This is a genomic window from Bradyrhizobium sp. SMVTL-02 (assembly GCF_051853005.1).
Lineage (GTDB): Bacteria > Pseudomonadota > Alphaproteobacteria > Rhizobiales > Xanthobacteraceae > Bradyrhizobium.
Window position 1 is genome coordinate 2912551 of the sequence record NZ_CP182469.1, and the last position, 25514, is coordinate 2938064.

At 66.1% G+C, this 25514-nt stretch carries 25 protein-coding genes and 1 riboswitch; of the genes, 12 read left to right on the top strand and 13 right to left on the bottom strand.

Annotated features, from left to right (window positions below):
• The first annotated feature begins 7 nt into the window (after positions 1–7).
• The 3 genes from ACNJYB_RS13515 (at position 8) to ACNJYB_RS13525 (ending at position 2402) form a co-directional block, all read left to right on the top strand.
• On the top strand, positions 8–1501 hold the full coding sequence (locus ACNJYB_RS13515; protein WP_439374411.1) for an ABC transporter substrate-binding protein: 1494 nt from the start codon (positions 8–10) through the stop codon (positions 1499–1501).
• Between the two features lie 398 nt (positions 1502–1899).
• Complete coding sequence (locus tag ACNJYB_RS13520; protein ID WP_439374412.1) at positions 1900–2136, top strand: hypothetical protein; 237 nt, start codon at positions 1900–1902, stop codon at positions 2134–2136.
• Between the two features lie 35 nt (positions 2137–2171).
• Positions 2172–2402 carry a hypothetical protein gene (locus ACNJYB_RS13525; RefSeq protein WP_439374413.1) on the top strand — a complete coding sequence of 77 codons (231 nt, stop codon included), beginning with the start codon at positions 2172–2174 and terminating at the stop codon, positions 2400–2402.
• A 363-nt stretch (positions 2403–2765) separates the two neighbouring features.
• On the opposite strand, the gene ACNJYB_RS13530 is transcribed toward ACNJYB_RS13525, so the two are convergent.
• The gene (locus tag ACNJYB_RS13530; RefSeq protein ID WP_439375544.1) at positions 2766–3200 is read right to left on the bottom strand and encodes a hypothetical protein; all 435 of its coding nucleotides are present in this window, start codon (positions 3198–3200) and stop codon (positions 2766–2768) included.
• 333 nt (positions 3201–3533) lie between these two features.
• Here ACNJYB_RS13530 and ACNJYB_RS13535 point away from each other — a divergent pair, with 333 nt between their 5' ends.
• Positions 3534–3764: a hypothetical protein gene (locus tag ACNJYB_RS13535; RefSeq protein WP_439374414.1), complete on the top strand. Its 231-nt coding sequence runs from the start codon at positions 3534–3536 to the stop codon at positions 3762–3764.
• Between the two features lie 789 nt (positions 3765–4553).
• On the opposite strand, the gene ACNJYB_RS13540 is transcribed toward ACNJYB_RS13535, so the two are convergent.
• From ACNJYB_RS13540 to ACNJYB_RS13550, 3 genes are all read right to left on the bottom strand, one after another.
• Positions 4554–4877 (bottom strand): hypothetical protein, encoded by a 324-nt coding sequence (locus ACNJYB_RS13540; protein WP_439374415.1) that lies wholly within the window; start codon positions 4875–4877, stop codon positions 4554–4556.
• Positions 4878–4986: 109 nt separating this feature from the next.
• Entirely contained in the window at positions 4987–5613 is a 627-nt protein-coding gene (locus ACNJYB_RS13545) for an alpha/beta hydrolase (protein WP_439374416.1), read from the bottom strand.
• Positions 5610–6548, bottom strand: coding sequence for a ring-cleaving dioxygenase (locus tag ACNJYB_RS13550; protein ID WP_439374417.1), 939 nt, complete (start codon positions 6546–6548; stop codon positions 5610–5612). The genes ACNJYB_RS13545 and ACNJYB_RS13550 overlap by 4 nt, the downstream gene beginning before the upstream one ends.
• A 129-nt stretch (positions 6549–6677) precedes the next feature.
• Here ACNJYB_RS13550 and ACNJYB_RS13555 point away from each other — a divergent pair, with 129 nt between their 5' ends.
• Positions 6678–7586 carry a LysR substrate-binding domain-containing protein gene (locus tag ACNJYB_RS13555; protein ID WP_439374418.1) on the top strand — a complete coding sequence of 303 codons (909 nt, stop codon included), beginning with the start codon at positions 6678–6680 and terminating at the stop codon, positions 7584–7586.
• 54 nt (positions 7587–7640) lie between these two features.
• Here the strand turns inward: ACNJYB_RS13555 and ACNJYB_RS13560 are convergent, their stop codons facing one another.
• The 7 genes from ACNJYB_RS13560 to cobU form a co-directional block, all read right to left on the bottom strand.
• Positions 7641–8501: a L,D-transpeptidase family protein gene (locus tag ACNJYB_RS13560; protein ID WP_439374419.1), complete on the bottom strand. Its 861-nt coding sequence runs from the start codon at positions 8499–8501 to the stop codon at positions 7641–7643.
• 85 nt (positions 8502–8586) lie between these two features.
• Positions 8587–11292 carry an ATP-binding protein gene (locus ACNJYB_RS13565; protein WP_439374420.1) on the bottom strand — a complete coding sequence of 902 codons (2706 nt, stop codon included), beginning with the start codon at positions 11290–11292 and terminating at the stop codon, positions 8587–8589.
• Positions 11289–12329 carry an ABC transporter substrate-binding protein gene (locus ACNJYB_RS13570; protein WP_439374421.1) on the bottom strand — a complete coding sequence of 347 codons (1041 nt, stop codon included), beginning with the start codon at positions 12327–12329 and terminating at the stop codon, positions 11289–11291. The genes ACNJYB_RS13565 and ACNJYB_RS13570 overlap by 4 nt, the downstream gene beginning before the upstream one ends.
• Entirely contained in the window at positions 12322–12504 is a 183-nt protein-coding gene (locus tag ACNJYB_RS13575) for a hypothetical protein (RefSeq protein WP_439374422.1), read from the bottom strand. Before ACNJYB_RS13575 ends, ACNJYB_RS13570 begins: the two co-directional genes overlap by 8 nt.
• A 171-nt stretch (positions 12505–12675) precedes the next feature.
• Complete coding sequence (gene bluB, locus ACNJYB_RS13580) at positions 12676–13308, bottom strand: 5,6-dimethylbenzimidazole synthase (RefSeq protein ID WP_439374423.1); 633 nt, start codon at positions 13306–13308, stop codon at positions 12676–12678.
• A gap of 4 nt (positions 13309–13312) precedes the next feature.
• Complete coding sequence (gene cobS, locus ACNJYB_RS13585; protein WP_439374424.1) at positions 13313–14095, bottom strand: adenosylcobinamide-GDP ribazoletransferase; 783 nt, start codon at positions 14093–14095, stop codon at positions 13313–13315.
• Positions 14092–14595, bottom strand: a complete 504-nt coding sequence (cobU, locus tag ACNJYB_RS13590; RefSeq protein WP_439374425.1) for a bifunctional adenosylcobinamide kinase/adenosylcobinamide-phosphate guanylyltransferase — start codon at positions 14593–14595, stop codon at positions 14092–14094. Before cobU ends, cobS begins: the two co-directional genes overlap by 4 nt.
• A 121-nt stretch (positions 14596–14716) precedes the next feature.
• Here cobU and cbiB point away from each other — a divergent pair, with 121 nt between their 5' ends.
• Together cbiB and cobD are read left to right on the top strand one after the other, a co-directional pair.
• Entirely contained in the window at positions 14717–15658 is a 942-nt protein-coding gene (gene cbiB, locus ACNJYB_RS13595; RefSeq protein WP_439374426.1) for an adenosylcobinamide-phosphate synthase CbiB, read from the top strand.
• 11 nt (positions 15659–15669) lie between these two features.
• Positions 15670–16635, top strand: coding sequence for a threonine-phosphate decarboxylase CobD (gene cobD, locus ACNJYB_RS13600; protein ID WP_439374427.1), 966 nt, complete (start codon positions 15670–15672; stop codon positions 16633–16635).
• Here cobD and ACNJYB_RS13605 read toward each other — a convergent pair.
• The gene (locus tag ACNJYB_RS13605; protein ID WP_439374428.1) at positions 16624–18072 is read right to left on the bottom strand and encodes a cobyric acid synthase; all 1449 of its coding nucleotides are present in this window, start codon (positions 18070–18072) and stop codon (positions 16624–16626) included. The genes cobD and ACNJYB_RS13605 overlap by 12 nt on opposite strands.
• A gap of 5 nt (positions 18073–18077) precedes the next feature.
• A complete protein-coding gene (gene cobO, locus ACNJYB_RS13610; protein WP_439374429.1) occupies positions 18078–18713 on the bottom strand; it encodes a cob(I)yrinic acid a,c-diamide adenosyltransferase in 636 nt (211 codons plus the stop codon).
• A 40-nt stretch (positions 18714–18753) separates the two neighbouring features.
• A riboswitch (cobalamin riboswitch) is annotated at positions 18754–18974 on the top strand.
• Between the two features lie 96 nt (positions 18975–19070).
• Here cobO and ACNJYB_RS13615 point away from each other — a divergent pair.
• The 5 genes from ACNJYB_RS13615 to ACNJYB_RS13635 are packed head-to-tail and all read left to right on the top strand — an operon-like array spanning position 19071 to position 25513.
• Positions 19071–19445 (top strand): DUF1636 family protein, encoded by a 375-nt coding sequence (locus tag ACNJYB_RS13615; protein ID WP_439374430.1) that lies wholly within the window; start codon positions 19071–19073, stop codon positions 19443–19445.
• Positions 19442–20476: a cobalamin biosynthesis protein CobW gene (cobW, locus tag ACNJYB_RS13620; protein WP_439374431.1), complete on the top strand. Its 1035-nt coding sequence runs from the start codon at positions 19442–19444 to the stop codon at positions 20474–20476. Before ACNJYB_RS13615 ends, cobW begins: the two co-directional genes overlap by 4 nt.
• Positions 20476–23724, top strand: a complete 3249-nt coding sequence (gene cobN, locus ACNJYB_RS13625) for a cobaltochelatase subunit CobN (protein ID WP_439374432.1) — start codon at positions 20476–20478, stop codon at positions 23722–23724. The genes cobW and cobN overlap by 1 nt, the downstream gene beginning before the upstream one ends.
• A complete protein-coding gene (gene cobG, locus ACNJYB_RS13630; RefSeq protein WP_439374433.1) occupies positions 23721–24884 on the top strand; it encodes a precorrin-3B synthase in 1164 nt (387 codons plus the stop codon). Before cobN ends, cobG begins: the two co-directional genes overlap by 4 nt.
• Positions 24884–25513, top strand: coding sequence for a precorrin-8X methylmutase (locus tag ACNJYB_RS13635; RefSeq protein WP_439374434.1), 630 nt, complete (start codon positions 24884–24886; stop codon positions 25511–25513). The genes cobG and ACNJYB_RS13635 overlap by 1 nt, the downstream gene beginning before the upstream one ends.
• The last annotated feature ends 1 nt before the right edge of the window (position 25514 follow it).

Consider the following 25514-nt stretch of genomic DNA (forward strand, 5'->3'; position numbering starts at 1 on the left):
TTACGAGATGTTCAGGAAACTATCCATCGTCGCATTTGCCGCCGCGTTCGCCGCGGCGCCGCTGCCGGTGCTGGCGCAGAGCAAGAAGGACAGCGTCGTCATGGCAATGACGCTGGAGCCGCCGGGGCTCGATCCGACCAACGCGGCGGCGGCCGCAATCGCCGAGGTCACGCTCTACAACATCTACGAGACGCTCACCAAGATCAGCGAGGACGGCTCGGTCTCGCCGCTGCTGGCGGAGAGCTGGACCGCCTCGCCCGACCTGAAGACCTACACCTTCAAGCTGCGCAAGGGCGTCAAATTCCACAATGGTGAGCCGTTCGATTCCGCGGCGGTGAAGTTCTCGTTCGAGCGCAACGCGGCGGCGACCAGCACCAACAAGGACAAGAGCCTGTTCCAGGCGTTCGAGAAGGTCGAGACGCCCGATGCCGACACCGTCGTGATCACGGTGAAGTATTCCGAACCCAACCTGCCGTTCCTCCTCGGGCAGGCAAGCGGCTCGATCGTCGAGCCGAAGAGCGCGGCGACCAATGTCACGCAGCCGGTCGGGACCGGGCCTTACCAGCTGGGGGCCTGGGCCAAGGGCTCCTCGATCACGCTGAACAAATGGGCGGACTACCGTAACGCCGCGGCGATCAAGCTGTCGAAGGTGACGATCCGCTTCATCTCCGATCCGGCCGCCCAGGCCGCGGCGCTGCTCTCGAATGACGTGGACGCATTTCCGCGGATCGCGACCCGCGTTGTTGCTCAATTCAAGTCTGATCCGCGCTTCACGGTGCTGATCGGCGGTTCGAAGGCCAAGACCATCGTGGCGATCAACCACCGCAAGAAGCCGCTCGATGACGTCCGTGTTCGCCGCGCCATCCTCGCTGCGATCGACCGCAAGGCCTTGATCGACGGCGCGGTCGAGGGTTACGGCACGCCGATCGGCAGCTTCTACACGCCGGGATCGCTAGGTTACGTCGACACTACCGGCATCAATCCCTACGATCCTGAAAAAGCCAAGAAGCTGCTCACTGAAGCCGGCGTCACCACGCCGCTCGAGCTGTCGCTGAAGCTGCCGCCGCCGCCCTATGCGCGGCAGGGCGGCGAGATCGTCGCGGCCCAGCTCGCCAAGGTCGGCATCGTCGCCAAGATCGAGAATGTCGAATGGGCGCAATGGCTGTCGCAGGTGTTCGCGCCGAACAGCCCGCATAATTTCGATCTCACCATCGTCAGCCATGTCGAGCCGTTCGACCTCGTCAAGATCACCGAGCCGGACTACTATCTCGGCTACAACAACGAGGCGTTCAACACGCTCTACAAGCAGATCGTCTCGACGCCGGACGAGGCCGCCCGCGCCAAGCTGCTCGGCGACGCCCAGCGCATGCTGGCCACCGACGCCGTCTCCGCCTACCTGTTTCAGCCGCAATGGCCGACCGTCACCAACAAGAAGCTGAAGGGCGTCTGGAAGGAAGTCCCGCAGTTCGAGAACGATTTCTCGACCTGGTATTGGGAGTAGGGGCGGCGACAGCGCGGTGCCCAGTGTCCTTTCCCATCGGGGGGAAGGCTATCGCGTATGACTCGTTGCGGCGGCCTGCGCGCACGCCTCGTCCTTCGAGACGGCGCTTACGCGCCTCCTCAGGATGAGGCTAATCAGCGTCAGTGCCCGTTGAGACTGCTGCCGCGCGCTCCGCCCTGATCCTGAGGGCCCGCCAGGGCCGGGCGTCTCGAAGGATGTGTCGTGGACGAGCTATCCGCAACTCTACTTTTCATATGCGATAGCCCCGCGCGCCTGTATCCCAATTCCCACACCTGCGAGCAAAATAGATCCGTTTGTCGCTTTTCGAACAGACGGAAAAGGCCCGTTTCGTTCCAATTCCCCAACGATCGACAACAGTCATCGGTGGGGGAAGTGAAATGGAACGTTCCCTGTTAGTCGACATGCCGCGCGACAAATATGTCGAGCGTTGCAAGCAACGGGCCCTCGATCATCTGGACCGAGGCGATCTCAAGAACGCGGTCGCCTCGCTTGTCGGCAATATGAACGCGCGTCCCGATTGCGAACTGCCGTGCTATCTGGCAGCCCTTGGCGCTTTGCTGCTGACGGCGAACGATGCGTCCGGCTGGAAAACGCTGATTGAAGGATTGAGGTGATGATCCGATAGTGGCGGGCGTAGGGAGGTGTGGGGATGGCTCACTACCGGGCTTACCTTTTGGATCAGCACCATCACGTCATAAGCGTGGCGAAATTGCAGTGTGCCGACGAGCAGGAAGCACGTGAACGTGCTGCGCAGCTGGTTGATGTCAACGACGTCGAGCTATGGCAACTCGATCGCCGTATTGCGGTGTTCGAGGCCCCGGCACGCCGAACCTCGCAGGCGGCGAAAAGGGAGAAGCTGCAGCGCCCCAAGGACAAATGAAGCAGCGTTTCAGGCCCAAATCCCGCGAGGTGAATTCGCAAAGACAACCCCTGGTCTGACGACGCCGCGCCGTCCGCGAATTTTTCCGGCCAGTTGCTTCCGGTTCCTGTCGGGAGCTTGCGTGCTCGATCATCGCTGCGCGCTGGGTTGATCTAGATCAAGCACCAGACAACGAAACGTCAAATGCATGCGCTGGTGCCGTCGCCGTTGGCGCGGGCATCACGCGCGTAAGCCAGCGGATCGATGGCGCCTCACCGTCAGGAGGAAGCTCATGGTTCCGCCTCCTCTCAGCTTTCTCGCCGCCGATTGTTCCCGATAAGAGGCGAACGCTTGGGCCGGCGCCTCGAGCTGTTGTCCCGCGGCTCAGGATCGGCACGAGCGATACATCGCCTGCAGCGGGTTTCCGCGGAGGAATATGGTTCGTGGCGTCAAGCCGCCGCGATGGGCGATCCAGCGTCGCACCGGCGCGGGATACATGAGATACATCATACGCGTCGCGCCGGCGTTCGTGACAGCCCGTCCGCGAGGACCAATATCCCATGCGGCGTGGAACGCCAGTTCGGCCCGCGACGTCACGCAGATCCTTTCGGAAGGCAGGGTCGCCAGGACGATCGTGCAAGCCGACGCGCAGAATCCATCGATGACGACACGCTGGCCTGAAGCGCGCAGCCGCTCATACTTGTCTATGTACTTCCCGATCGATCCGCCTCGATCGTGCGTGATCCGCACGGCGGCATCGCTCGACCGCGATCCGGCGATCACGAGTGCTGCGATGACAAGCCCCGCCCAACGTCTCATCCCGGGCCCCTGCGCGTTGCCTGATCGATCCTCCTGAATCAGGTTTTGGTTGGCTTGATCCAGATCAACCAACGCGAAAATGCGCCGACATCGGCCCGAGGTGGCCGAGCTGGAATGGCGCGCCGTGGCCTCATGGTTGGCGCGTCGAACAGAACTCGCGCCTCCGGCGGCGATTGACGCCACTTCTGGTCGCACCTCCACGCCCGGGAGGCGATTTGTCAGAGAGATTGTCCCAATTGGCTCGCGGCCTCGACTTGGTGCCGTCCAACCCGAATCTAGATTAAATTCGGGTGGGTTGATTTGTCAGCTTTGCGGTCTCGCGGGGAGTAAGCAATGAAGGAAATGCAGACCCAGCTAGAGCTGCTCCGCGCGCAAATCGCCGAATGCGAGCGGCTTCAGAAGACTGCCAAGAACCAGGTCAAGCGCGACACATTCACGAGATTGCTGGCTCGCTACCGGGCGATCGCCCTGGAGTTGGAGCGAGCAATCGCGGGAATGCCGCCGGCTCGCGGTACTTTCCCGGGCCGCAAAGCCAAAGAACCCGTCCGCAAAGACGAGGGGTGACGCCTCCCAGCCGGCGGCCTCTTCCGTGCCTCGTCCAATGCCGCCTGTCAGTGGTGCAGGCGCCTCCGGAATCGTGCGTTCGTCGGGGTAGATCTGAAGGGTTGGCGGAGGTGGAACGACGTGATTGACGCGGAACGCGGACACCGTTTGCTTCGGTCGTTCGCCCGCATGGCAATAAGGAACTGAAGGATGGCCCAGCCCGTTTATTGCATTCAGCCAAGCGGAGGTCGCCGTGCGGACCGTTCTGATAACGACGATTTGCTGGGCCTTGTCGTGCGGATTTGCGACAGCGCAAGTCGAGCCGAAGCAAGACTTGAACACGCCAACCGGGCGCTCGGCGCCGGAAGAAAAAGGTCAACTCCAGCCGCAAGGTTGGACCGGACCTCTTGAAACAAGATCAGGTGGTGCGCAGCCGGAAAGCCCGCAAGGTCAAAGCCCACCAGGGATGCAGGCAGCGCCGGACGGATCAACAAAAACAGTCGTTGAGCCCCCGAAGTGAGCCACTCTTTGGTCGGCACGAACGGCTTCGCTCAGGGCGAGCCGGCTCGTAAGGACCGGCGCGGGTGCCCGATGCATCACGCGTTACGTTCTCCCACAAAAGGGGAGAAAGAAGGGCAGAGGTTTCGGAATAATAGCAATATACCGCCGTTTTGCCCGACGAGTCAAACCGCCTCTTGGGCTGCCCGTGCAAGCCGTTGATCTCGCTGTCCCCGGCTACTGTGCATGGGGTTGTTTTTCCATTTTGATGTTCAACTACGCCGCCGCGGGCAGATGCGAGCGGATCGCCGGTCAGTCGTCGCAGTTTCGCGGCCATCGCCGCGAGCTCACGGCGGACATTGGCGCGTTGGCGGCGGTGGTCGCCTGGACGGAATAGGAGACCGCGATGCCGATCATCTCGCCGGTCTCGCCGCTCTTGAGCGCAAAGCCTTGCGAGCCGACGCCCTCGATGGATTCATCGGCCGCCTCCGACACGCCGGTGCGGCGGATCTCGTCGAGGCGGGCGATCACCTGCTTGAAATTCTGCGGCGAGTTCCGCGGCAGCTTTGGATAGGTCGCGGGCACGCGTGCGCGGATGTCGTCGTCGGAGAGACGCGCCAGCATGGAAGTGGGCAAGCGGAAATTACCGGCAGAGTGGTGCCCGATTGCGCAGGCGCGAGGGAAGGTCGCTCGTGGGGATCGCGATCCGGCGCACCGCGACCAACGGTGCGCCGTTCGCAGAATGTCAGGCTGCTTCGGCGGCGACCCTGCCGATCCAGTCGCGAGCGAGCGTCACGTCGGCCTGCGACAATTGATGGCCGGCCGGCAGGACCTTGTGCGTCACGCTGGCGCCGGCTTGCGACAGCAGCGCGGCGAGCTGCGCCGAGTTCCTCGCTGGCACGATCGGATCAGCCTGCCCGGACAGGAGGAGGACAGGTTTAACATCGAGCTGCGCTTTGGGCGGATTCGACAGCGGTACCATTGCGCGCAGCAGGACCGCGCCTGCAAGCGCGTCCGGCTTCAGCAGCAACAGCGCGGCTGCGATGTTGGCGCCGTTGGAGAAGCCGACCGCGACAGGCGCGGCGATGCCGTAGCGTTGCCGCGCGTCCGCGACGAAGTCGCCGAGCTCGAGCGCGCGCCGGCGCACGTCCTCCTCGTCGAACACGCCTTCCGCGAGGCGGCGGAAGAAGCGCGGCATGCCGTGCTCGAGCACGCGGCCCCGCGGCGAGAGCAGGGCGGAGCCGGGCGAGATCATCTTGCCGAGTCCGAGCAGGTCGTTCTCGTCACCGCCTGTGCCGTGCAGCAGCAGGAGCGGGGGTGAGCCCGCGCTGGCCGCGGGCTCGAAGCGATGGATGAATGAAGTCTCGGTCATGACACGCTTTCTTCCAGGCTCGGCAGCACGTCCTCGATTTGCTTGCGATGCTGCTCGAGGAAGCTTGGCAGCTTCAGGTCACGTCCCAGCGTCGCGACCGGCTCGTCCACGGCGAAGCCAGGGATGTCGGTCGCGATCTCGAACAGCACGCCGCCGGGCTCACGGAAATAGATCGACCGGAAGTAGTTGCGGTCCCTCTGCTCGGTCGGGTGCAGTCCGTGATTGCTCACGAGCTTCTGCGCCATCTTGCCCTGCTCGGTATCGTCAGCCGCGCGGAAGGCGATGTGATGCACCGAGCCGCCGCCCTGGTGCCCGCGCAGAAAGCCCTTGGCCTCATAGATGTCGACGACGCTGCCTTCGACATCGCCGGAGGCCTTGAAGCGGATCACAGAACCTTCGCGTCCGGTCTCCTTGAAGCCGAACACGTCGGTGAGAACCGCCGCCGTCTTCGCGGCACTGTCGAGCAGCAGCGTCACGCCGTGGAAACCGCGGATCGCGTGCTCGGCCGGCACGTCGCCATTGCTCCAGCCGGGCTCGTTCTCGGCGCCGGGGACGCCGACGAGGGCGAGCGCCATGCCGTCAGGATCGGTGAAGGGCAGGACGGATTCGCCAAATCGCTTCTCCAATGCCTGGTACGCGATGCCCTTCTCGGTGAAGCGCTGCGTCCAGTATCCGAGCGAACGCTGCGGCACGCGGAAGGCGGTCTGATGGGTCTCGCCGACGCCGCGGCGTCCGGCGGGAACGCCGGCCCAGGGGAAGAAGGTGAGGATGGTGCCGGGGCGGCCGGTCTCGTCGCCATAATAGAAGTGATACGTGCCGGGATCGTCGAAGTTGACCGTCTTCTTGACGAAGCGCAGGCCGAGATCCCGGGTGTAAAAGCCGAAATTGCGGATGGGGTCGCCGGCGATCGCGGTCACGTGGTGCAGTCCAGACATTGTCGTCCTCCAAAGCTCGGGGAGCGGTCTTGCTCTGGCCGGAAATATTGTTCCGCTTTGGATTGGAGACAATCCATGCAATTATGACGGCTATGTCTACGATTTGGAAACAATCGCCGGAGCCAGGTCTTGGATAAGCTCGCCAGCCTCCGGGCCTTCGTCAAAGTGGTCGAAAGCGGCAGTTTTGCCGAGGCGGGCCGGCAGCTGCGGCTATCGCGCTCGGCGATCAGCAAATACATCGCCGACCTCGAGGAGAGCCTCGGCGTCCAGCTCCTGAACCGGACCACCCGCCATGCCAGCCCGACCGAGAGCGGCCAGCGCTATTTCGAGCGTGCGGTCGTGATCCTCTCGGAGATCGAGGCCGCCGATCAGGTGGTGACGCAGGCCCAATCAGCGCCGCGAGGGCTGCTCCGCGTCAATGCGCCGATGTCGTTCGGCACCATGCGGCTCGGGCCGGTGCTTGCCGATTTCATGACGCGCTATGGCGAGCTTCAGCTCCAGATCGTGCTCAGCGACGATCTGCTCGATCCTGTCCAGGACGGCTTTGACGTGACGTTGCGGATCGCGGAGCTGGAATCCTCCAGCCTGATCGCGCGCAGGATCGTGCCCGTGCCGCGGATGATCTGCGCCTCACCGGATTATCTCGCGCGTCGCGGCACGCCAAGACATCCGCAGGATCTGCGCGAGCATGCTTCGCTGACCTACGGCTTCCTGCTCACGGGCAATCAGTGGAAGCTCACAGGCCGCGACGGCGATCACTGGATCCAGCCGGCGTGGTCGCTCTGCGTCAACAATGCCGAAGTGCTGCGCGACGTCGCGATCAAGGGCAGGGGGCTGGCCCTGCTGCCCGAGTTCATCGCGGCGGACGCTTTAAGGAAAGGCGAGCTGCGGACGGTGCTGGACAATTATTCGGCGCCGCCGCTCGCGCTTTATGCGGTGTATCCGCCGACACGGCATTTGTCCGTGAAGGTGCGCCTGTTTATCGATTTTCTGGTCGAGCGTTTTGGTCGGGAGGATGGAGCCGTGGCCACGCGCTGACTTGAAAGCGGCGGCTTGAACCGCCTTGTCATCAGTTGCAGACCGAGGACCGAGTCACTGGGCCTCGGCGATCTTCGGTCCGGATGACGGCTTCAGCGCGTTCGTTGCGGAGGGCCGGTTCGACGGCGATGCCGGATCCGGCGATCGGGAAGCGGCGTCGGGCGCTCCCTGGGATGGTCGAGGGGCAGCGGTCGCCGGAAGCACGATCACTTTCGCTCCGACTTTCACCCGCTCATAAAGGTCCACGACATCCTCATTGATCAGCCGGATACAACCGGACGAAACCCGCTTCCCGATCGTATCGGGCTTGTTGGTGCCGTGAATTCTATATTCGGTCTCGCCCAGATACATCGCCCGTGCGCCGAGCGGATTGCCGGGGCCGCCTGCCATAAACCGCGGCAGATAGGGCTGACGCGAGACCATCTCCGCAGGCGGATGCCAATCCGGCCATTCTGCCTTACGGGCCACAGTCTGCTCACCGGACCATGTGAAACCCTCGCGGCCAACACCGATGCCGTAGCGCAGTGCTTGCGTGTCGTTCAGAACGAAATAAAGGAATGTGTTCTTGGTATCGATGATCACGGTGCCCGGTGTCTGGCGGCTGGCGTAGTCAACCACCTGCCGAACCAATGCTCCGGGAACGTCAGCGTCGGCTCTTGGCGGCTCGACCAGAGGCGCCGGGGCTGGAATCGGGGCCGGCGCCGGCGCGGATGCATGAACTGGAGGTGCCACGTAGACCGGGGTTGACGACGCCTGGGCTTCGGATGCGGACGGCTTCCGTGCCGGCTGCACGCTCGCCGGGCGCGCCAGCAAACCGTACCCCAATGCGGCGACGGCCACGACGCCAACCGCAACTCTCGCGGCCATTGGCAGTGCGAGCGTCTCCGCCTTTCCACGTTTGGCCCGCTTACTCATGTCTTTCCCCCGGTCACCATGCATGGAAGAGGTACCCAGCAAAACTTTAAGAAACTTCGAAGCGATGTCGCTCAGGCTGGAACCGTCAGCGATGGTTAACGCCGATCTCCGCGCGCCGCCTGGCCGGCGCAAGGAGATCGTCCAGCGCGCTGATCGAGGCCTTCCGAAGTGCGGCGAGCTCGCGCGCGACGCTTTGCCACTCCGGCGGGATCATCGAGGGCGCCGCCAGCTCGACCTCGCGGCAGCGTTCGAACAGGCGGACGAGGCCGAGCGCACTGGCGGCGCTGCCGAGCTGGTGCGTGGAGCGCGCGAGCTGCTTGCGATCGCCGGCAGCGGCGGCGCTGTTGATGTCCTCGATCAGCCTGACGCTAGTCTCCTGCAGCAGATGATGGAGCCTTGCGATCTGTGCCGCGCCCAGCAGCGCTTTCTGGTCGTCGAGGAAATGCCGGTCGATCAATGCGCCCGCGGCGAGTTGCGCGGCGGCCGGCTCGTCCTGAGTGTCTTCGATCGCCTCACGCAGCGCATTGATCAGGATCGGCTTGCTGATGACCTTGGCGATGCCAGCCCCGGCGAGTCGTTCGCGGGCGAGGGTGGAGACGTCGGCGGTCACGCCGATGATGCGTGGCACCTTCGGCAAGCCGAGCTTGCCGATCTTCAAGGCCGCCTCGACACCGTTCACGTCAGGCATGTGCAGGTCCATCAGGATGATATCGAACGCCTGCTCGCGGGCGAGTGCGACCGCGGAGGCGCCATTCCCGGCAAGGGTAGGGCGATGGCCGAGCCGGTTCAGAATGGCTTCGCCGACCTCGCGATTGACAGCATCGTCGTCGACCAGCAGCACGCTGAGCTGCCGTGATGGAGTCGGAAGCGCGCCTTGCGCGATGCCGCTCGCGGCGCGGCCGAGCGGCACGTCAAGCGTGAAGGTGCTGCCGGCGCCCGGCGTGCTCTCCACCGTCAACTCGCCCCGCATCAGGCGCGTGAGGCGGCGCGCGATCGCAAGTCCGAGACCGGTGCCGCCGAACCGCCGTGCAATGCTGTCGTCGGCCTGGACGAAGTCCTCGAAAATCCGCTCATGCATGTCGGGCGCGATGCCGATGCCGGTATCGCGAACGGTGATGTGCAGCAGGACGTGATCATCGAGCTGTTCGGCGGCCGCCGTCAAAACGATCCCACCGCGCGGGGTGAACTTGATTGCGTTGCCGATCAGGTTGAGCACGATGCGGTTGAGTCTGACGGGATCGGCGTGCACGGAGATGTTGACCGTCGCGTCGCTGGCGAGATCGAAGGTCAGTCCCTTGTCGAAGGCCTGCGGGCGCATCAGGTCGGCGGCGGCCTCAATCAGCTGGTCGAGGCGGAAGTCGCGCGTCTCCAGCGTCTCGGTGCTTGCCTCGAGGCGCGCATATTCCAGGATCGCATCGACCAGTGCGATCAGTGTTTCGCCCGATGCGGCGGCGGTGGCGAGGTGGCGCCGCTGCACTTCGCCAAGGCTGCCGTCGTCGAGCAGTTGCAGCACGCCCATCACGCCGTTCAGCGGCGTGCGCAGCTCGTGGCTGACGACGGCAAGGAAGCGCGATTTGGTCTCGTTGGCCTGCACGGCAATGCTGCGCGCGCGCTCGGCAGCATCGTGCTCGGCCAGGGCCTGATCACGCGCCCTCTCCAACTCGGAGGTCCGCTCGATCACCTTGCCCTCGAGCGTGGCATAGGAATCGCGCAAGTGAGCCGCCATCCGGTTGAACTGCTCACCGAGCGCCTCCAACTCGTCGCCGGTCCTGATCGCGAGCCGCAGGCCGAGATCGCCGCTTCCGATCCGCCGCGCGCCCTGCGTCAGGATCTGGATCGGCACCGTCATGCGCCTGCTGAGCCAGAGGGACACCAGCACCGCAATGGCAAGCAGGGCGACCAGAAGAAACGTGGAACGTCCGATCGACGCATAGATCGGGGCATAGGCCTCGCTGAGCGGAAGCTCGACGAACACCAGCCAGCCGAGCGAGGGCACCGTCGCGTAAGTCGAGAGAACGCGTTGGCCCGACGGATCCTCCTTGACCAAGCCGCTGGAGGGCGGGCCCACACCGTCGAGCGCGGCGCGCACGTCAGCGTGTCCCGAGAGATCGCTGCGGCGCAGTGCCGGCCACAGATCCGGATGCGCGATCAAGACCCCGGTGCGGTCGACCACATAGGCCTTGCCGGTGTTGCCGACCCTGATTCCGGCGACGAGGTCCCAGATGAAGCGCAGATTGACTTCGGCGACGACCACATTGGGCTGGCGGCCGGTCCCGCGTGTGGCGAGCGTCATGAACGGCTCGGTGTCGCCGAAGAAGTACACGGGCCCGTAATAGGCGCGACTTTCATTGGCGCCGCGGAAGGCCGGCGAGGTGGAGAGGTCGGCCTTGCTGCCGACCCTGTCCGCGACGCGGCGCGAGACCCGCACCTGCTCGCGGCCCTGCGCATCGAGCTCGGCAATTTCCGCGATCGCGGGCGAGAGGCGCAGCAGGCGGATGGCGTTCAGGCGATCGTCTTCGTTGGTCGACAGCTCCGGAGGCAGGCGCGAGAGCCATCTGATCTGGTTCTCGATCTGACCGATGAACTGGCCGATCTGGATGGCGGCGCTTGCGGCCTGCTCGCGCTGGGTCGCCGCGAGGAGTTGCTTCTGCTCGCGATAGGAGAACCAGACGTCGAAACCGGTGTTGATGGCGAGCGAGGCAAAGGCGAGCGCGACGATCGAGTAGAGATATTTCCGGAACAGCCGGCCGCGAGGCGTGGGCAAATGTCCCTGGCCGACCTGCTCGTTCACTCGCGGATCTCGTCGGCGCGCGCGAGCAGCGTGAATGGTATCGTCAATCCCAGCGTGAGGGCGACCGTGCGATTGATCAGGAGCTCGTATTTGCGCGGCGATTGCACTGGCAGGTCCCCCGCCATGGTGCCGCGCAGGATCAGGTCGACATAGTCGGCCGAGCGCACCTCCAGCGTCGGCCCGTAGCTCAACAGTCCGCCCGCATCCATGAAGTAGTGAAACGGATAGATCATCGGGACGCGGTACTTCGCCGTTGCCGCGACGATCGCCTGGCGGTTGACCACCAGGAAGCTGTCGACGAGCGAGATCATCGCGGCCTTTGGCGGCTCGGCAAAGCGGCTTATCGCCGCATCGATCTCCGCTGCCTTACCGACGGGGGCGAGGACCACGTCAATCCCTGTTGTCGCGGCCTCCTGCTCGAGGGAGTCGAGAAAGAAGCGCCCGGCGCGAGCCGTGCTCGCCGGATTGAACAGGACGCCGGCACGCGTCATGTCCGGCACGGCCTCCTTGATGAGCTGAAGCCATTTGCCGCCCATCTCGGCGGTGCTGCTGGTGAAGCCCGTGACGTTGCCGCCGGGATGGGCGAGGCTCTCGACGAAGCCGTTGCCGACGGGATCGTTGGAGGTCGCGAAAACGATCGGCATGGTCTTTGTGGCCGCCAGCACTGCCGCGGTTGCCCCGGTCGAGCCGGTCAGGATGACATCCGGCCCGAGATCGATGAGCTCCCGCACGGCGGTCTTCAACCTGTCCGGTCCGCCGAAGCTCGACCGGATCTCGAAACGGAAATTGACCCCTTCGACCCAGCCTCGTTGCCTGAGGCCCGCGATGAGCCCGCCAAGCCGCGTGGTCGCAGCTTCAGTCATGCTTCTTTTGGTCAGCTCGTCCTCGAGCGGCAATGCCGTCAGCGTTGCGACGATCCGCATGCGATCCCGCCTTGCGCCGAGCCCGAGCCATCCCGCAGCAGTTGCGCCCGCCAGGCGAAGGAGATCGCGGCGGCCGACCGCCGGCACGCGGGCAGGAGCGGGCCGCTCAGTCATGAAATGTTTCGCAGAAGTTGTCCCTGACGCTGTGCATATCCCGAAAGGCTAGCGACCACAATTGATGAAAAAGCGCTTGTGAATGCTCATTCGCAGCCATGCGCAGCCCGATACCGTATTCCCGCGCGCCGAAAGAGTCGCTGGTTGGATAACGGCCGACCACCAGCGCGGTCATCGCTCCAATTCGGCGTCCGGCGAGTGCCTCTCCACTGTCATTGCGAGGCGCCCTTGCGACGAAGCAATCCAGAATCCCTCTGTGGAAAGACTCTGGAATGCTTCGCTTCCGCCTTCGCTCTTCGAGCTTCGGCGGACAAGCCGGCTCGCAATGACGGAGGAGAGTGCGGTCTTAACGCCGCAGCGTAAATTCGTCCGCGCCGCGCCGGTGTTCCCACTTCGCCTGCTCCAGCTCGGGCTGGTCGCATTCGACTTCGGGATAGCCGATGCAGAGATAGGCGATGAACTTCCAGGCCTCAGGCACGTCGAGAATGGCGTGAATGCGATCCGGGTTCAGGATCGACACCCAGCCAAGGCCGATGGCTTCCGCGCGCGCGGCGAGCCACATTGCGGTGATCGCCGCGACCACGGAATATTCCGTCGTCTCCGGCATCGTGGCGCGGCCGAGGCCGTGGCCGATGTCGCTGGCCTTGTCCGCGAACACGGCGAGGTGGCCCGGCGCCTGTTCGAGACCCGACAGTTTCAGCGTAGCATAGCGTGCAGCGCGTTCTCCGGAATAGCAATTGAGTGCATCCGCGTTGCATGCCTTGAAATCGTCGATGATGTCGCGGCGCCGTGCGGGATCGTCGACGATGACGAAGCGCCAGGGCTGGCTCAGGCCGACCGAGGGCGAAAGGCAAGCGGTCTCGATCAGGTGATCGATGGCGCCCTCGGGCAGCGGATCGCCGCGAAAGCGGCGCACGTCGCGTCGCCACACGAACAACTCGCGCAGGTGCCGGCGGAAGGTGTCGTCGAACTCGACCATGAGATCAGCGTCCCGTCTGGAAGGCCGCGGCGACCAGCAGGATCAGGATCTCGCCAATCTGCTCGAATGCGCCGAGAATGTCGCCGGTCTGCCCGCCGATCTGGCGGATGGCGAGCCGCGCCAGCAGCAGCCCGGCGAGAGAGAGCAGGATCAGGCCGACCAGTGCCTTGCCCGGCCCCAACGCCAGGGCGAGCACGAGCGTTCCAATCGCGAAGGCAATGGCGACGCTGCGGCCCGGCGGTGATCCGGCGCTGGCGGAGAGGCCATCAGGTCGCGCCGGCGGCACCAGCGACATGAAAGCCGGGACGCCCGCGCGCGCCGCAGCATGCGCAGCGCACAGCGCCAGCGTGACGGCGAAGGGACCGGAGATCGCCGCGAGCGCGCTCCAGCGCAGGCTGAACGACAGGATGAGCGCGCAAATACCGTAAGTCCCGATCCGGCTGTCGCGCATGATCTCCAGCTTGCGCTCGCGCGTGCGGCCGCCACCGAGCCCGTCGGCGGTGTCAGCGAGGCCGTCCTCGTGCAGCGCGCCGGTGATGAGCGTGGTCGTGGCGAGCGCAAGCAGGGCGGCAAGGTTCGGTGTCAGCCCGAGGCGGATGGCGATCTCGTAGACCATAGCGCCGGAAAGGCCCACCATCAGTCCGGCCACGGGGAGCGCCCAGGTCGCGCGCGCGACGGTGCCGTCAGCGGCAGGCTTCGACGATGCCACGGGGAGGATCGTCACGAACGACGCCGCCATCCTGAGATCGGCAACGAGGTCTTTAAAAAGTTCGGCGCGCGGCATCATTTCAATTTCATCGGCAGGCCGGCGACGATGAACTCGACCTCGTCGGCGACGCCAGCGATGATCTGGTTCATGATCCCGGCGGCGTCGCGGAAGCTGCGCGCCAGCGCATTGTCGGGCACGATGCCGAGGCCGACTTCGTTGGTCACGAAGACAATGGGGCTGCTCAGGCGGGGCAGGGCGCCGGCAAGCTCTCTCACGTCGCGCTCCCAGTCGCGCGTCGCATGCATCAGGTTGGAAAGCCACAGTGTCAGGCAGTCCACGAGCCTTGCGCCGCCGCCATCGGTTGCGAGCAGAGCGGGCACGAGATCCAGCGGCACCTCGCGCTCGATCCAGTCGGTTCCGCGCCGCGCGCGGTGCCTGGCGATGCGCGCTTGCATTTCGCCATCGAGCGCCTCAGCCGTCGCGACATAGACGGGCTGTCCCGGAAAGGCGCGCGCACGCGCTTCCGCCCGCGTGCTCTTGCCCGATCGCGCTCCGCCGGTGATCAGAATGACGGCCATGAAAGTCTCCTGCCGGCAGCACTAATCACCAAACGAGGCCAAAGACAAAGCCGAAATCGGGCCGCCAGGGGCTTGCGCTCGCCCCTCGCTTTGCGCAACAGGGGCAGGACAGGAGGTCTATGTGGGTTTGGCGGGCGCGATGATGGTGGCGATGGCGGTGGATGCCCTTTTGGGCTGGCCGTCGTGGCTGTTCGCGCGGATCGGCCATCCCGTGTCCTGGCTAGGTAGCCTGATTGGCGCGATCGATACCGGCTGGAATCGCGCCTCCGATCCGCCGGCACTTCGACGCGCTGCGGGTGGTGTGGGAGCGCTTTTGGCGATTGCGCTCTCCATCGCACTTGGCTGGATGCTGCAGTTCTTGCTTGCTTCGGGCTGGATCCAGGTCGTGCTGGTGGGGGTGCTCGCTTGGCCACTGGTCGCGCTGCGCTCGCTGCATGATCACGTTGCCGCCGTCGCGAGACCCTTGCAGGCCGGCGACATCGCCGCTGCACGCGAGGCCGTGTCGCGCATCGTCGGCCGCGATCCCGCGGCGCTCGACGAAGCCGGCATCGCGCGCGCCGCGATCGAGAGTCTCGCCGAGAATGCCTCCGACGGTATCGTGGCGCCGGTGTTTTGGGGCGCGCTGTTTGGACTGCCCGGCATTCTCGGCTACAAGGCCATCAACACGCTGGACTCCATGATCGGCCATCGCAGCGAACGGCACGAGGCCTTCGGTTGGGCCGCGGCGCGTATCGACGACGTCGCCAACTTCATTCCGGCACGGCTGACCGGGTTTCTGTTCGTGCTGCTGGCACCAAGACCGTCCGAAGCATTGTCGTGCATGACGCGCGATGCGCGTCGCCATCGCTCGCCCAATGCCGGCTGGCCGGAAGCAGCGATGGCAGGCGCGCTTGGCGTCCGGCTCAGCGGCCCCCGCATCTATCATGGCAGCGTCACGAAGGAGCCCTGGCTCAACGAAGGCGCGCGCGATCCGAATCCCGCCGACATCGGCGGGGGGCTGGCGGTCTACCGCCGCGCCATGCTGCTGCTCGCCGGCGTCCTTGCGATCCTGGCCTTCGCGTGAAACAACGGGGCATGCGCGAGCACGGTGGAAATCTGGATCTGGCCCAGCAGCGGTTTGGCGGCCGCGCGGAGGCCTGGATCGACCTGTCGACCGGGATCAACCGGGTGCCCTATCCCGTCGGCGAGGTGAGCGCGCGGGCGTGGACTGCGCTGCCGTCGCGGGCTGAGATCGAGGCGTTGAATCAGGCGGCGCGGCACGCTTACCGCACGAGTGCACCGCTCGTTGCGATAGGCGGCGCGCAAGCCGCCATTCAATTGCTGCCGCAACTCGCGTCACCTGGCCGCGCGCGCATCCTCGCGCCGACCTACAATGAATATGCCGGAGTGCTCTCGGCAGCCGGCTGGGATGTGCAGGAGGTCAGCGAACTTGGCGCGCTGGTCAGCGCGGATCTCGCCATCGTCGTCAATCCCAACAATCCCGATGGCCGAAACTATGCGGCTAGGGATTTGCTGGCACTGCTGCCGCGCGTTGGCCGTCTCGTCATCGACGAGAGTTTTGCCGATGCCGTTCCGCAAGTGTCGCTCGCGTCAGACGCAGATCGGCCGGGACTGCTGATCTTGCGCTCCTTCGGCAAATTCTATGGTCTTGCCGGCCTCCGGCTTGGATTTGCGATCGGGAATGCCGCCGATGTCGCCAGGCTCGCGGCAGCATCGGGCCCGTGGCCGGTCTCGGGAGCGGCGATCGAAATCGGCTGCCGCGCATTGCGTGACGATCCCTGGGCCGAGACCACCTCGGCGCGGCTCGTGCGCGACAGCATAAGGCTCGACGCGATGGTGCAGTCGCAAGGCTGGGCGCTGATTGGCGGCACGCCGCTGTCTCGCCTTTACGAGACGTCTGACGCGCTGGCCGCGCAGGACAAGCTGGCGCGGGCTTACATCTGGTCGCGCGTGTTCGCGCAGAAGCCGACATGGTTGCGGCTCGGGCTTGCCGGTAGCGAATCGGAATGGACGCGCCTTGGCGAGGTTCTAGCGCGCTAGCCCGAGCAGGCCTTCGACGTCGAGATGCTTTTCGACGTGGTCGGCAAGGGCATCGAGCGCGCTCTCGACCCTGACGTGGTAGGGCTCTTCGCCCGCGGGGATGTCGAGCCTCGCCAGATACGCCTTGCGGAAAGCATCGGACGTGAAGAGACCGTGCAGATAGCTGCCCTGCACGCGGCCATCCCTGGAGATCGCGCCTTCCGGCTCGCCATTCAGCTTCGCGAAGGGCCGCACGCGATCGGGCCCGTCGGTGCGGCCGATGTGGATTTCGTAGGCCTCGATCGGCTGATCGGTCGCCGCGTGCACCGCGGAGACGCGCGTCAGCGTCTTCTGCGAGCTCATCACCGTCGCGACGTCGAGAAGCCCGAGGCCTGGGGTGTCTCCTGCGGGGCCTTCGATGCCTTCAGGGTCGGCGACGCCGCGCCCGAGCATCTGATAGCCGCCGCAGAGGCCAAGCACATGGCCGCCCCGGCGGTGATGCGCGAGCAGATCGATGTCCCAGCCCTGCGCGCGCAGGAAGGCGAGATCGCCGCGGGTGGATTTTGAGCCAGGGATGATGACGAGACGGACATCGCCGGGGATCGCGTCCCCCGGGCGCACCATCACGAGATCGACACCGGGCTCGAGCTTGAGCGGGTCGAGATCGTCGAAATTGGCGATCCGCGACAGCGCGAGGCAGGCGATCTTGCATTGGCCCGGCTTGCGCGCATCGCTCAGGCCCAGCGCGTCCTCGGCCGGAAGCTCGCCGGCACGCGCGAACCAGGGCAGCACGCCGAGGCCGCGCCAGGCGGTCTTCTGCGCGATCAGCTTGTAGCCGTCGTCGAACAGCGTGGGATCGCCGCGGAACTTGTTGATGACAAAACCCTGGATCATCGCGGCATCGTCGGGGTCGATCACCGTCCTGATGCCGACGAGCTGGGCGATGACGCCGCCACGGTCGATGTCGCCGACCAGCACGACGGGCACGTCGGCCTTGCGCGCAAAGCCCATATTGGCGATGTCGGCTTTGCGCAGGTTGACCTCGGCGGGGCTGCCGGCGCCTTCGACCAGCACGAGGTCGGCCCGCGCTTTCAGCCGCTCAAAGCTCTCCAGCACGGCGCCCATCAGCGAGGGCTTCATCGCCGCATATTCCCGCGCACGTGCAGTCGCAATGCGCGTGCCGTGGACAACGACCTGCGCACCGACATCCGTCTCGGGTTTGAGCAGCACCGGGTTCATGTCGGTGTGTGGCTCGACGCCGGCCGCGAGGGCCTGCAGCGCCTGGGCGCGACCGATTTCGCCGCCATCTACGGTGACGGCCGCGTTGTTCGACATGTTCTGCGGCTTGAACGGGAGCACACGCAGGCCGCGCCGCGCGAAGGCGCGCGCAAGGCCGGCGACGACGAGCGACTTGCCCACGTCCGAGCCGGCCCCCTGGATCATCAATGCGCGCGCCATCGAATTCAGAACTCGACGCCGGCCTGCGCCTTGATGCCGGAGCGGAACGGATGTTTCACCAGCGTCATCTCGGTGACGAGGTCGGCGATCTCGATCAGCTCGTCCTTGGCGTTGCGCCCGGTGAGCACGACATGCGTCATCGGAGGCTTCTGCGTCGTCAGGAATTCCACGACCTCCGCGATGTCGAGATAGTCGTAGCGCAGCGCGATGTTGATCTCGTCGAGCACCACCATGCGCAGGTTCGGATCGAGGATCAGCTCCTTGGCCTTGTCCCAGCCGGCGCGCGCGGCGGCAATGTCGCGGGCGCGATCCTGCGTCTCCCAGGTGAAACCTTCGCCCATGGCGTGGAACTGGCAGAGCTCGCCGAAATGGCCGGTGAGCAGGCGCCGCTCGCCGGTATCCCAGGCGCCCTTGATGAACTGCACGACCGCGCAGGGAAAGCCATGGGCGACGCAGCGGACGATCATGCCGAAGGCGGAGGAGGACTTGCCCTTGCCCGCGCCGGTGTGGACGATGATGAGGCCCTTTTCGCCGCTCTTGGTCGCCATGATCTTGTCGCGGGCGGCCTTCTTCTTCGCCATCTTCTGGGCGTGCCGGGCGTCGGTTTCATCGGCCGTCTGGGTATCCGGTTCAGGCGTCATCGGATCGGGTCCTTCGGCTTGACAAGAGGCGGCCGGGGGCAAATGGTGGCCCGGCGTTGGTTCCTGTCCTATGACAGGCGAAGAGGGAATGCGATAGGGTCCGAATCGGCAAGATTTGGGTCCAAAATGCAGCCGCCCCCGCGACCGTGATCGGAGAGATGCCCAAAGCCACTGATTCCCGCGGGGATCGGGAAGGCGGGGATCGAAGGGCCAAAACCCTGCTCCGCAAGCCGGGAGACCTGCCAGCGCGGACGAGTTTTGGACCGGCGGACGGGGTGTTCCGCGACGGGGAAGCGGGCCTTCAGGAGTATGGTCCGCGCGCCTCATCGCCTCCCGCTGATTATCCTGGAAGAGGCGATGACCGTCACACTTCACGTCTGCATCACCTGCCGCGCCGGCCAAACGCTTGGTGAGGGCGAGACCACGCCCGGCAAGCGCCTGCATGGTGCGATCCTCGAGGCGGGCGTGCCCGAGGGCGTCAACGTGGTTCCCGTCGAATGCCTGTCGGCCTGCAGCCAGGGCTGCTCTGTCGCGCTCAGCGCGCCCGGCCGTTGGTCCTATGTCTATGGCCGCCTGTCCGATGCGAACGCGCAGGACGTCGTCGCTGGCGCTGTGGCCTATGCGGCCGCGCCAGATGGCCTCGTGCCTTGGCGCAGCCGTCCCGAGATCTTCCGCAAGCAGTCGCTTGCCCGCATTCCCCCCATTCCCGTCGTGCCGGAGGCCGCCGAATGAACTCGCTCGCAAAAGTCCCTGTCACGGTGGTCACCGGTTTCCTCGGCTCCGGCAAGACGACACTGATCCAGCATCTGCTCAGCAATGCGGGCGGCAAGAAGCTCGCGGTGCTCGTCAACGAGTTCGGCAGCGCGGGAGTCGACGGTGAAATATTGAAGTCCTGCGCAGATGCCAATTGTCCGGAAGAGAACATCGTCGAGCTCGCCAATGGCTGCATCTGCTGCACCGTCGCCGACGATTTCATTCCGACCATGGAGCAACTGCTGGCGCGGCCGGTGCGGCCCGATCACATCCTGATCGAGACCTCGGGTCTGGCGCTGCCCAAGCCGCTGCTGAAGGCGTTCGACTGGCCGGAGATCCGCTCGCGGATCACGGTCGACGGCGTCATCGCGCTCGCCGATGCCGAGGCGGTGGCCGCGGGCCGCTTCGCGCCGGATCCGGATGCGGTAGAGGCGCAGCGCGCAGCAGACGAGAATCTCGATCACGAGACGCCGCTGTCGGAAGTGTTCGAGGACCAGATCGCCTGCGCCGACATCGTGCTGCTGACCAAGGCCGATCTCGCCGGTAGTGCCGGCATCGAAGCCGCCAAGGCGGCGATCACCGCCGAGATGCCGCGCCGCGTGCCGATGCTGCCCGTCACCGACGGCGCGATCGATGCCCGCGTCATCCTCGGTCTCGGCGCGGCTGCCGAGAACGATCTCGCCGCGCGTCCGTCGCATCACGATGGCGAGGAGGAGCACGAGCACGATGATTTCGCCTCGGTCGTGATCGATCTTCCGGAGGTTTCGGATGTCGATGCGCTGGTCGCTTCCGTCCAGCGTCTCGCGCGCGAGCAGAACGTGCTGCGCGCCAAGGGCTACATCGCCGTCGCCGGCAAGCCAATGCGCCTGCTGCTGCAGGCGGTCGGCGAGCGCGTGCGCCACCAGTTCGACCGACCCTGGGGCGCGGGTCTCAGGCAGTCAAAGCTCGTCGTGATCGGCGAGCATGGCGATATCGACGAGACCGCGATCAGGTCAGGACTAGGTATCTGATGCACGTCGTCTTCCGCGAGAGCCGCGGTCTCGAGGAGACCGCGACGCCAAGAGACATCGGCCAGGATCCGGCCGATCTCGTGGTGCTCTCGTATTCGGATTCCGACCTTGCCGCGTTTGCGGCCGGCTGGCGGCGTGGCCGTGACAGCCTGCCGTCGCTGCGGCTCGCCAATCTCGCCGAACTCCGTCATCCGCTCTCGGTCGATACCTATATCGAGCGCACGCTGTCGCAGGCCCGCGGCATCCTGGTGCGCCTGATCGGCGGCGAATCCTATTGGCCGTATGGCCTCGCGGCGCTCCAGCAACTGGCCAAAGATCGCGGCATCGTTCTGGCCGTGCTGCCCGCCGACGGCCGCGACGACTCCCGGCTCGATGTGTACTCGACCTTGCCGGTGTCGACGCTGCGGCGGCTCAAGGTGCTCTGCGACAACGGCGGGCCCGTCGCGGCGCAAGCGGCGATTGCACAGCTCGCGCTCGCCTCGGGGCTTTATGCGGGTCCGGTCGTCGGCGAGATGATCGTTCCTGAGATGGGCTTTTACGATCCCTCGCGCGGCGTCATCCCGGCGCCGGTCGCGGAGGAAGGAAAGCCGCACGCGCTGGTGACGTTCTATCGCTCCTATCTCACCGCAGCGGACACCGGACCCGTCGATGCCCTGATCGCGGCGTTGCGCGAAAAGGGCTTTGACGCGCATGGCGTGTTCGTCACCTCGCTGAAGGCCGCGGGCGTTGCCGATTGGCTGCGCGCGTATCTCGCGCAAAATCCGGCGGCTGCCATCGTCAATGCGACGGCGTTTTCTGCGGTTGGCGAGGATGGCACGACGCCGTTCGAGGCCGCAATCTGTCCGGTATTCCAGGTCGCGCTCTCGACGGCGCGGCGTGAGGACTGGGCGGAATCGCTCCGTGGCCTCTCGCCCGGCGATCTCGCGATGCATGTGGTGCTGCCGGAGGTCGACGGCCGCGTGTTCACCGGCGTGGTGAGCTTCAAATCAGCGGCGGAGCGCGATCCCGATCTGCAATTTTCGCATCTGGCCCACAGGGCCGATGAGGAGCGCGTGACGGCCGTTGCCGCGCGCGTCGCGGCCTCGCGGCGGCTGGCGGTGACACCGGCCGTCGAGAAGCGCATTGCGATCGTGCTCTCGAACTATCCGGGCCGTCCCCACCAGATCGCGCATGCGGTCGGTCTCGATGCGCTGGCGTCGGTCGAAGCCATGGTATTTGATCTCGCGGAAGCCGGATTCGACGTCGCGCCGGTCCATGCGCTCGGCGAGACGCTGCTCGAGCAGCAATTGACCTGGAGCCTCGCCGACTATCGCGACGCGGTCGCGCGCCTGCCGCAATCGCTGCAGGATGATCTCGCGCGAGCCTGGGGCGCGCCGGAAAGTGATCCGAGCTGCCGCGACGGCGCGTTTCACTTCGCTGGCATCGTGTGCGGAAAGTCGATCATCGCGGTTCAGCCGGAGCGCGGCGATACAACCACGCGCGATGCCGACTATCACGATCTCGCCCGCACGCCGCGCCATGCCTATGTCGCGTTCTATCTCTGGCTCCACGGACAGGGGATTGATGCCGTCGTGCACATGGGCGCGCATGGCACGCTGGAATGGCTGCCCGGAAAATCCGTTGCGCTGTCGTCGGGCTGCTGGCCGGAAGCCCTGATCGGCGATCTCCCCGTCATCTATCCCTTCATCGTCAACGACCCCGGCGAGGCCGCACAGGCCAAGCGGCGCATCGGCGCGGTGACGATCGGCCATCTGCCGCCGCCGCTCGCAGCATCCGCAGTGCCGGAAGGCCTGCGCCGGCTCGAACGGCTCCTCGACGAATATTCGACCGCCGACGGCCTCGATCCCGCCCGCCGCCAGCGCCTGATCGCGGCAATCCGTGACGAGGCGCGCGGAGCAGGACTGGAGAACGATCTCGGCATAGATGCATCGGCCGCACCGGCCGAAGCCATCCCGCGCATCGACCGCTTCGTCTGCGATCTCAAGGAAAGCCAGTTCGGCGACGGCCTGCACGTGTTCGGCCGCGGCGCCTGCGGCGGGGCGGAGCGGGATGCGCTGCGTGCTGCGGTTGCAGGGCATCGCGTTGCGCCGGGGCCGTCGGGCTCGCCCTATCGCGGCCGTCAGGACGTCTTGCCCACCGGGCGCAATCTCTTTGCCGTCGACCCGCGCGCGGTGCCGACGCCGTCGGCGCATGCGCAGGGGACAAGACTTGCCGAGGAGCTGCTGCGGCGCCATCTGCAGGATCACGGCGACTGGCCGAAGGGCCTCGTCGTCGATCTCTGGGGCTCGGCGACGATGCGCACAGCGGGCGAGGAATTTGCCATGGCGCTGCATCTGGCCGGTCTTGCGCCGCGCTGGGATCACGCCTCCGGCCGCGTCACGGGTTACGACATCATCGCGCCGGCCGAGCTCGGCCGCCCCCGCATCGACGTCACCCTGCGCGTGTCGGGCCTGTTCCGCGATGTCTTCGCAGGCCTTGCGCAATTGTTCGAAGCCGCCGCCGAGGCGCTCGCGGGGCGCGAGGACGAGGGCGATGAGAATCCGTATCGCCACCGCACCTCCCGCGTCTTCGCACCGCGCCCCGGCCAATATGGCGTCGGCCTGTCGGCGATCCCGGATGCCTTCACGTCCGAGACGCGCGAGGCCGCCGGCGAAGCCTGGCTCTCGGCATCGTGCTGGGCATTCTCCGCCGACGGCGAGATCAGGCCCGATCGTGCCGGTATCGAACAACGGCTCGCATCGGCCGATGCTTTCGTCCACGTCCAGGACTTGCCGGAAACCGATCTCCTGCTGGCCGCCGATTACGCCGCGCATGAAGCGGGGATCGCGGCCGCCGCAGCGCAGCTCGGCGGGACCGCGCCATCGCTCTATCATCTCGACGCAACGCGCCCCGACCAGCCGCATGCGCGCACACTGACCGAGGAGATTTCGCGCGTGGTCCGTGCGCGCGCGGCCAATCCGGCCTGGATCGCCGGCATGATGCGCCACGGTTTTCGTGGCGCCGCCGAGATCACCGCGACGCTGGAGCACATGGCCGCCTTCGCGCATCTGGCGGGCGCCGTGCCACCGCATCTGTTCGATCTCTACTACGACGCAACGCTCGGCAACGAGGACGTCAGCGCGTTCATGGCCCGCGAAAATCCGGCGGGGCTCGCGGCGATGGAGACCTGCTTCGCGCGCCTGCACGAGGCCTCACTCTGGCGGACCCGCCGCAATTCGATCGCGGCGGCGCTCAAGGAGGCCTCATGAGCGCGGCCATGGTCAAGGGCTGGTGCCCGGGGGCGCTGCGGCCGATGCAATCGGGCGACGGGCTCGTCGTCCGCGTGCGCCCGTTCGGCGGGCGGCTGGATACCGCGCAAATCTCCGGACTTGCCCATCTGGCCGAACGCCACGGCAACGGCCTGATCGACGTCACCAGCCGCGCCAATCTCCAGATCAGGGGCGTCAGCGAAAGCAGCCACCGGCTGCTGGTCGAGGGCCTCGCGCAACTTGCGCTGCTCGATCCGGACCCCGACGCCGAATCCCGGCGCAACATCCTGGTGACACCGTTCTGGCGCGCGGGCGACGAGACCCAGGCGCTTGTCGCCGAGCTCGAAGAGGCCCTCGAGGCGTGCTCGCTGGGGCTCCCGACCAAATTCGGCTTCGCCGTCGATGACGGTACCTCGCGCGTGCTCGCCGGCGATTCCGCTGACGTGCGGATCGAGCGCGATCGCACCGGCGGGCTGCTGGTGCGGGCCGATGGCGCCAAGCACGGCCGTTCTGTCGCACGCGGCGAGGCCGTAGCCGCTGCGCTCGCGCTCGCAAGCTGGTTCGTGACATCAGGCGGTGCCAGGGGTGGGCGAGGCCGCATGGCCGCGCATCTCGCAGCTGGTGCGGTATTGCCCGAGGCTTTGCGAGGCGAGGCTGAACCCGCACCGGTCGTGGCCGCGGCGCGTCCCGGCCTCTATCCGTATGGCGCGTTGGTCGGGGTCGCCTTCGGACAGATGCCGCATGCGATGCTCAACCAGTTCGCCGGTTGCGGACACGCGCTGCGCATGACGCCATGGCGGATGGTCTTGAGCGAAGGCAAGCGGACCATGCCGTCCGCCGCCGGCCTCATCACCGAGGCCCATGACCCGGCGCTGCGAGTCATTGCGTGCAGCGGTGCGCCGAGCTGCCGCGAGGCCCACGCCGATACCCGCGCGCTGGCAGCCGCGCTTGCGCCGAACATTGGCTCTGCCGCACGGCTTCATGTCTCCGGCTGCGCCAAGGGCTGCGCGCATTCCGGTGACGCTGCGATCACGCTGGTCGCGACCGGCGCGGGCTTCGATCTCGTGCGTGGCGGGTCGACGCGCGACGAGCCCGTCCTGCGTGGATTGAACCACGAGGACATCGTCGGCAATCCCTCCATCCTGATCGGAGGGCATTGATGCCGCACGTTTACGAGACCGATGGCGCGGCGATCTACCGGCAGTCCTTTGCGACCATCCGCGCGGAGGCCGATCTTGCCCGCTTCACACCCGATGAGGAGGAGGTCGTCGTGCGGATGATACATGCCGCCGGCATGGTAGGCCTCGAAGCGCATATTCGCTTTACGCCAGGCATGGCGACCGCCGCGCGCGCCGCCCTGCAGAAGGGCGCGCCGATCCTGTGCGATGCGCGCATGGTCTCGGAAGGAATCACGCGCGCGAGATTGCCGGCGGACAATGCCGTGATCTGCACGCTCGGCGATGAACGCGTCCCCGCACTCGCCCAGTCCATGCGCAACACCCGTTCGGCGGCGGCGCTGGAGCTGTGGCGGCCGCATCTCGACGGCGCGATCGTCGCGATCGGCAATGCGCCGACCGCGCTGTTCCATCTTCTCAACATGCTCGAGGATCGCAACTGCCCGCGGCCGGCGGCGATCATCGGCTGTCCGGTCGGCTTCGTCGGTGCCGCCGAGTCCAAGGCCGCGCTGATGGCCGATCCACCCGTACCGGCGCTGACGGTCGAGGGCCGCCTCGGCGGTTCCGCGATCAGCGTTGCCGCCGTCAACGCGCTGGCGAGCCGGAGCGAATAGC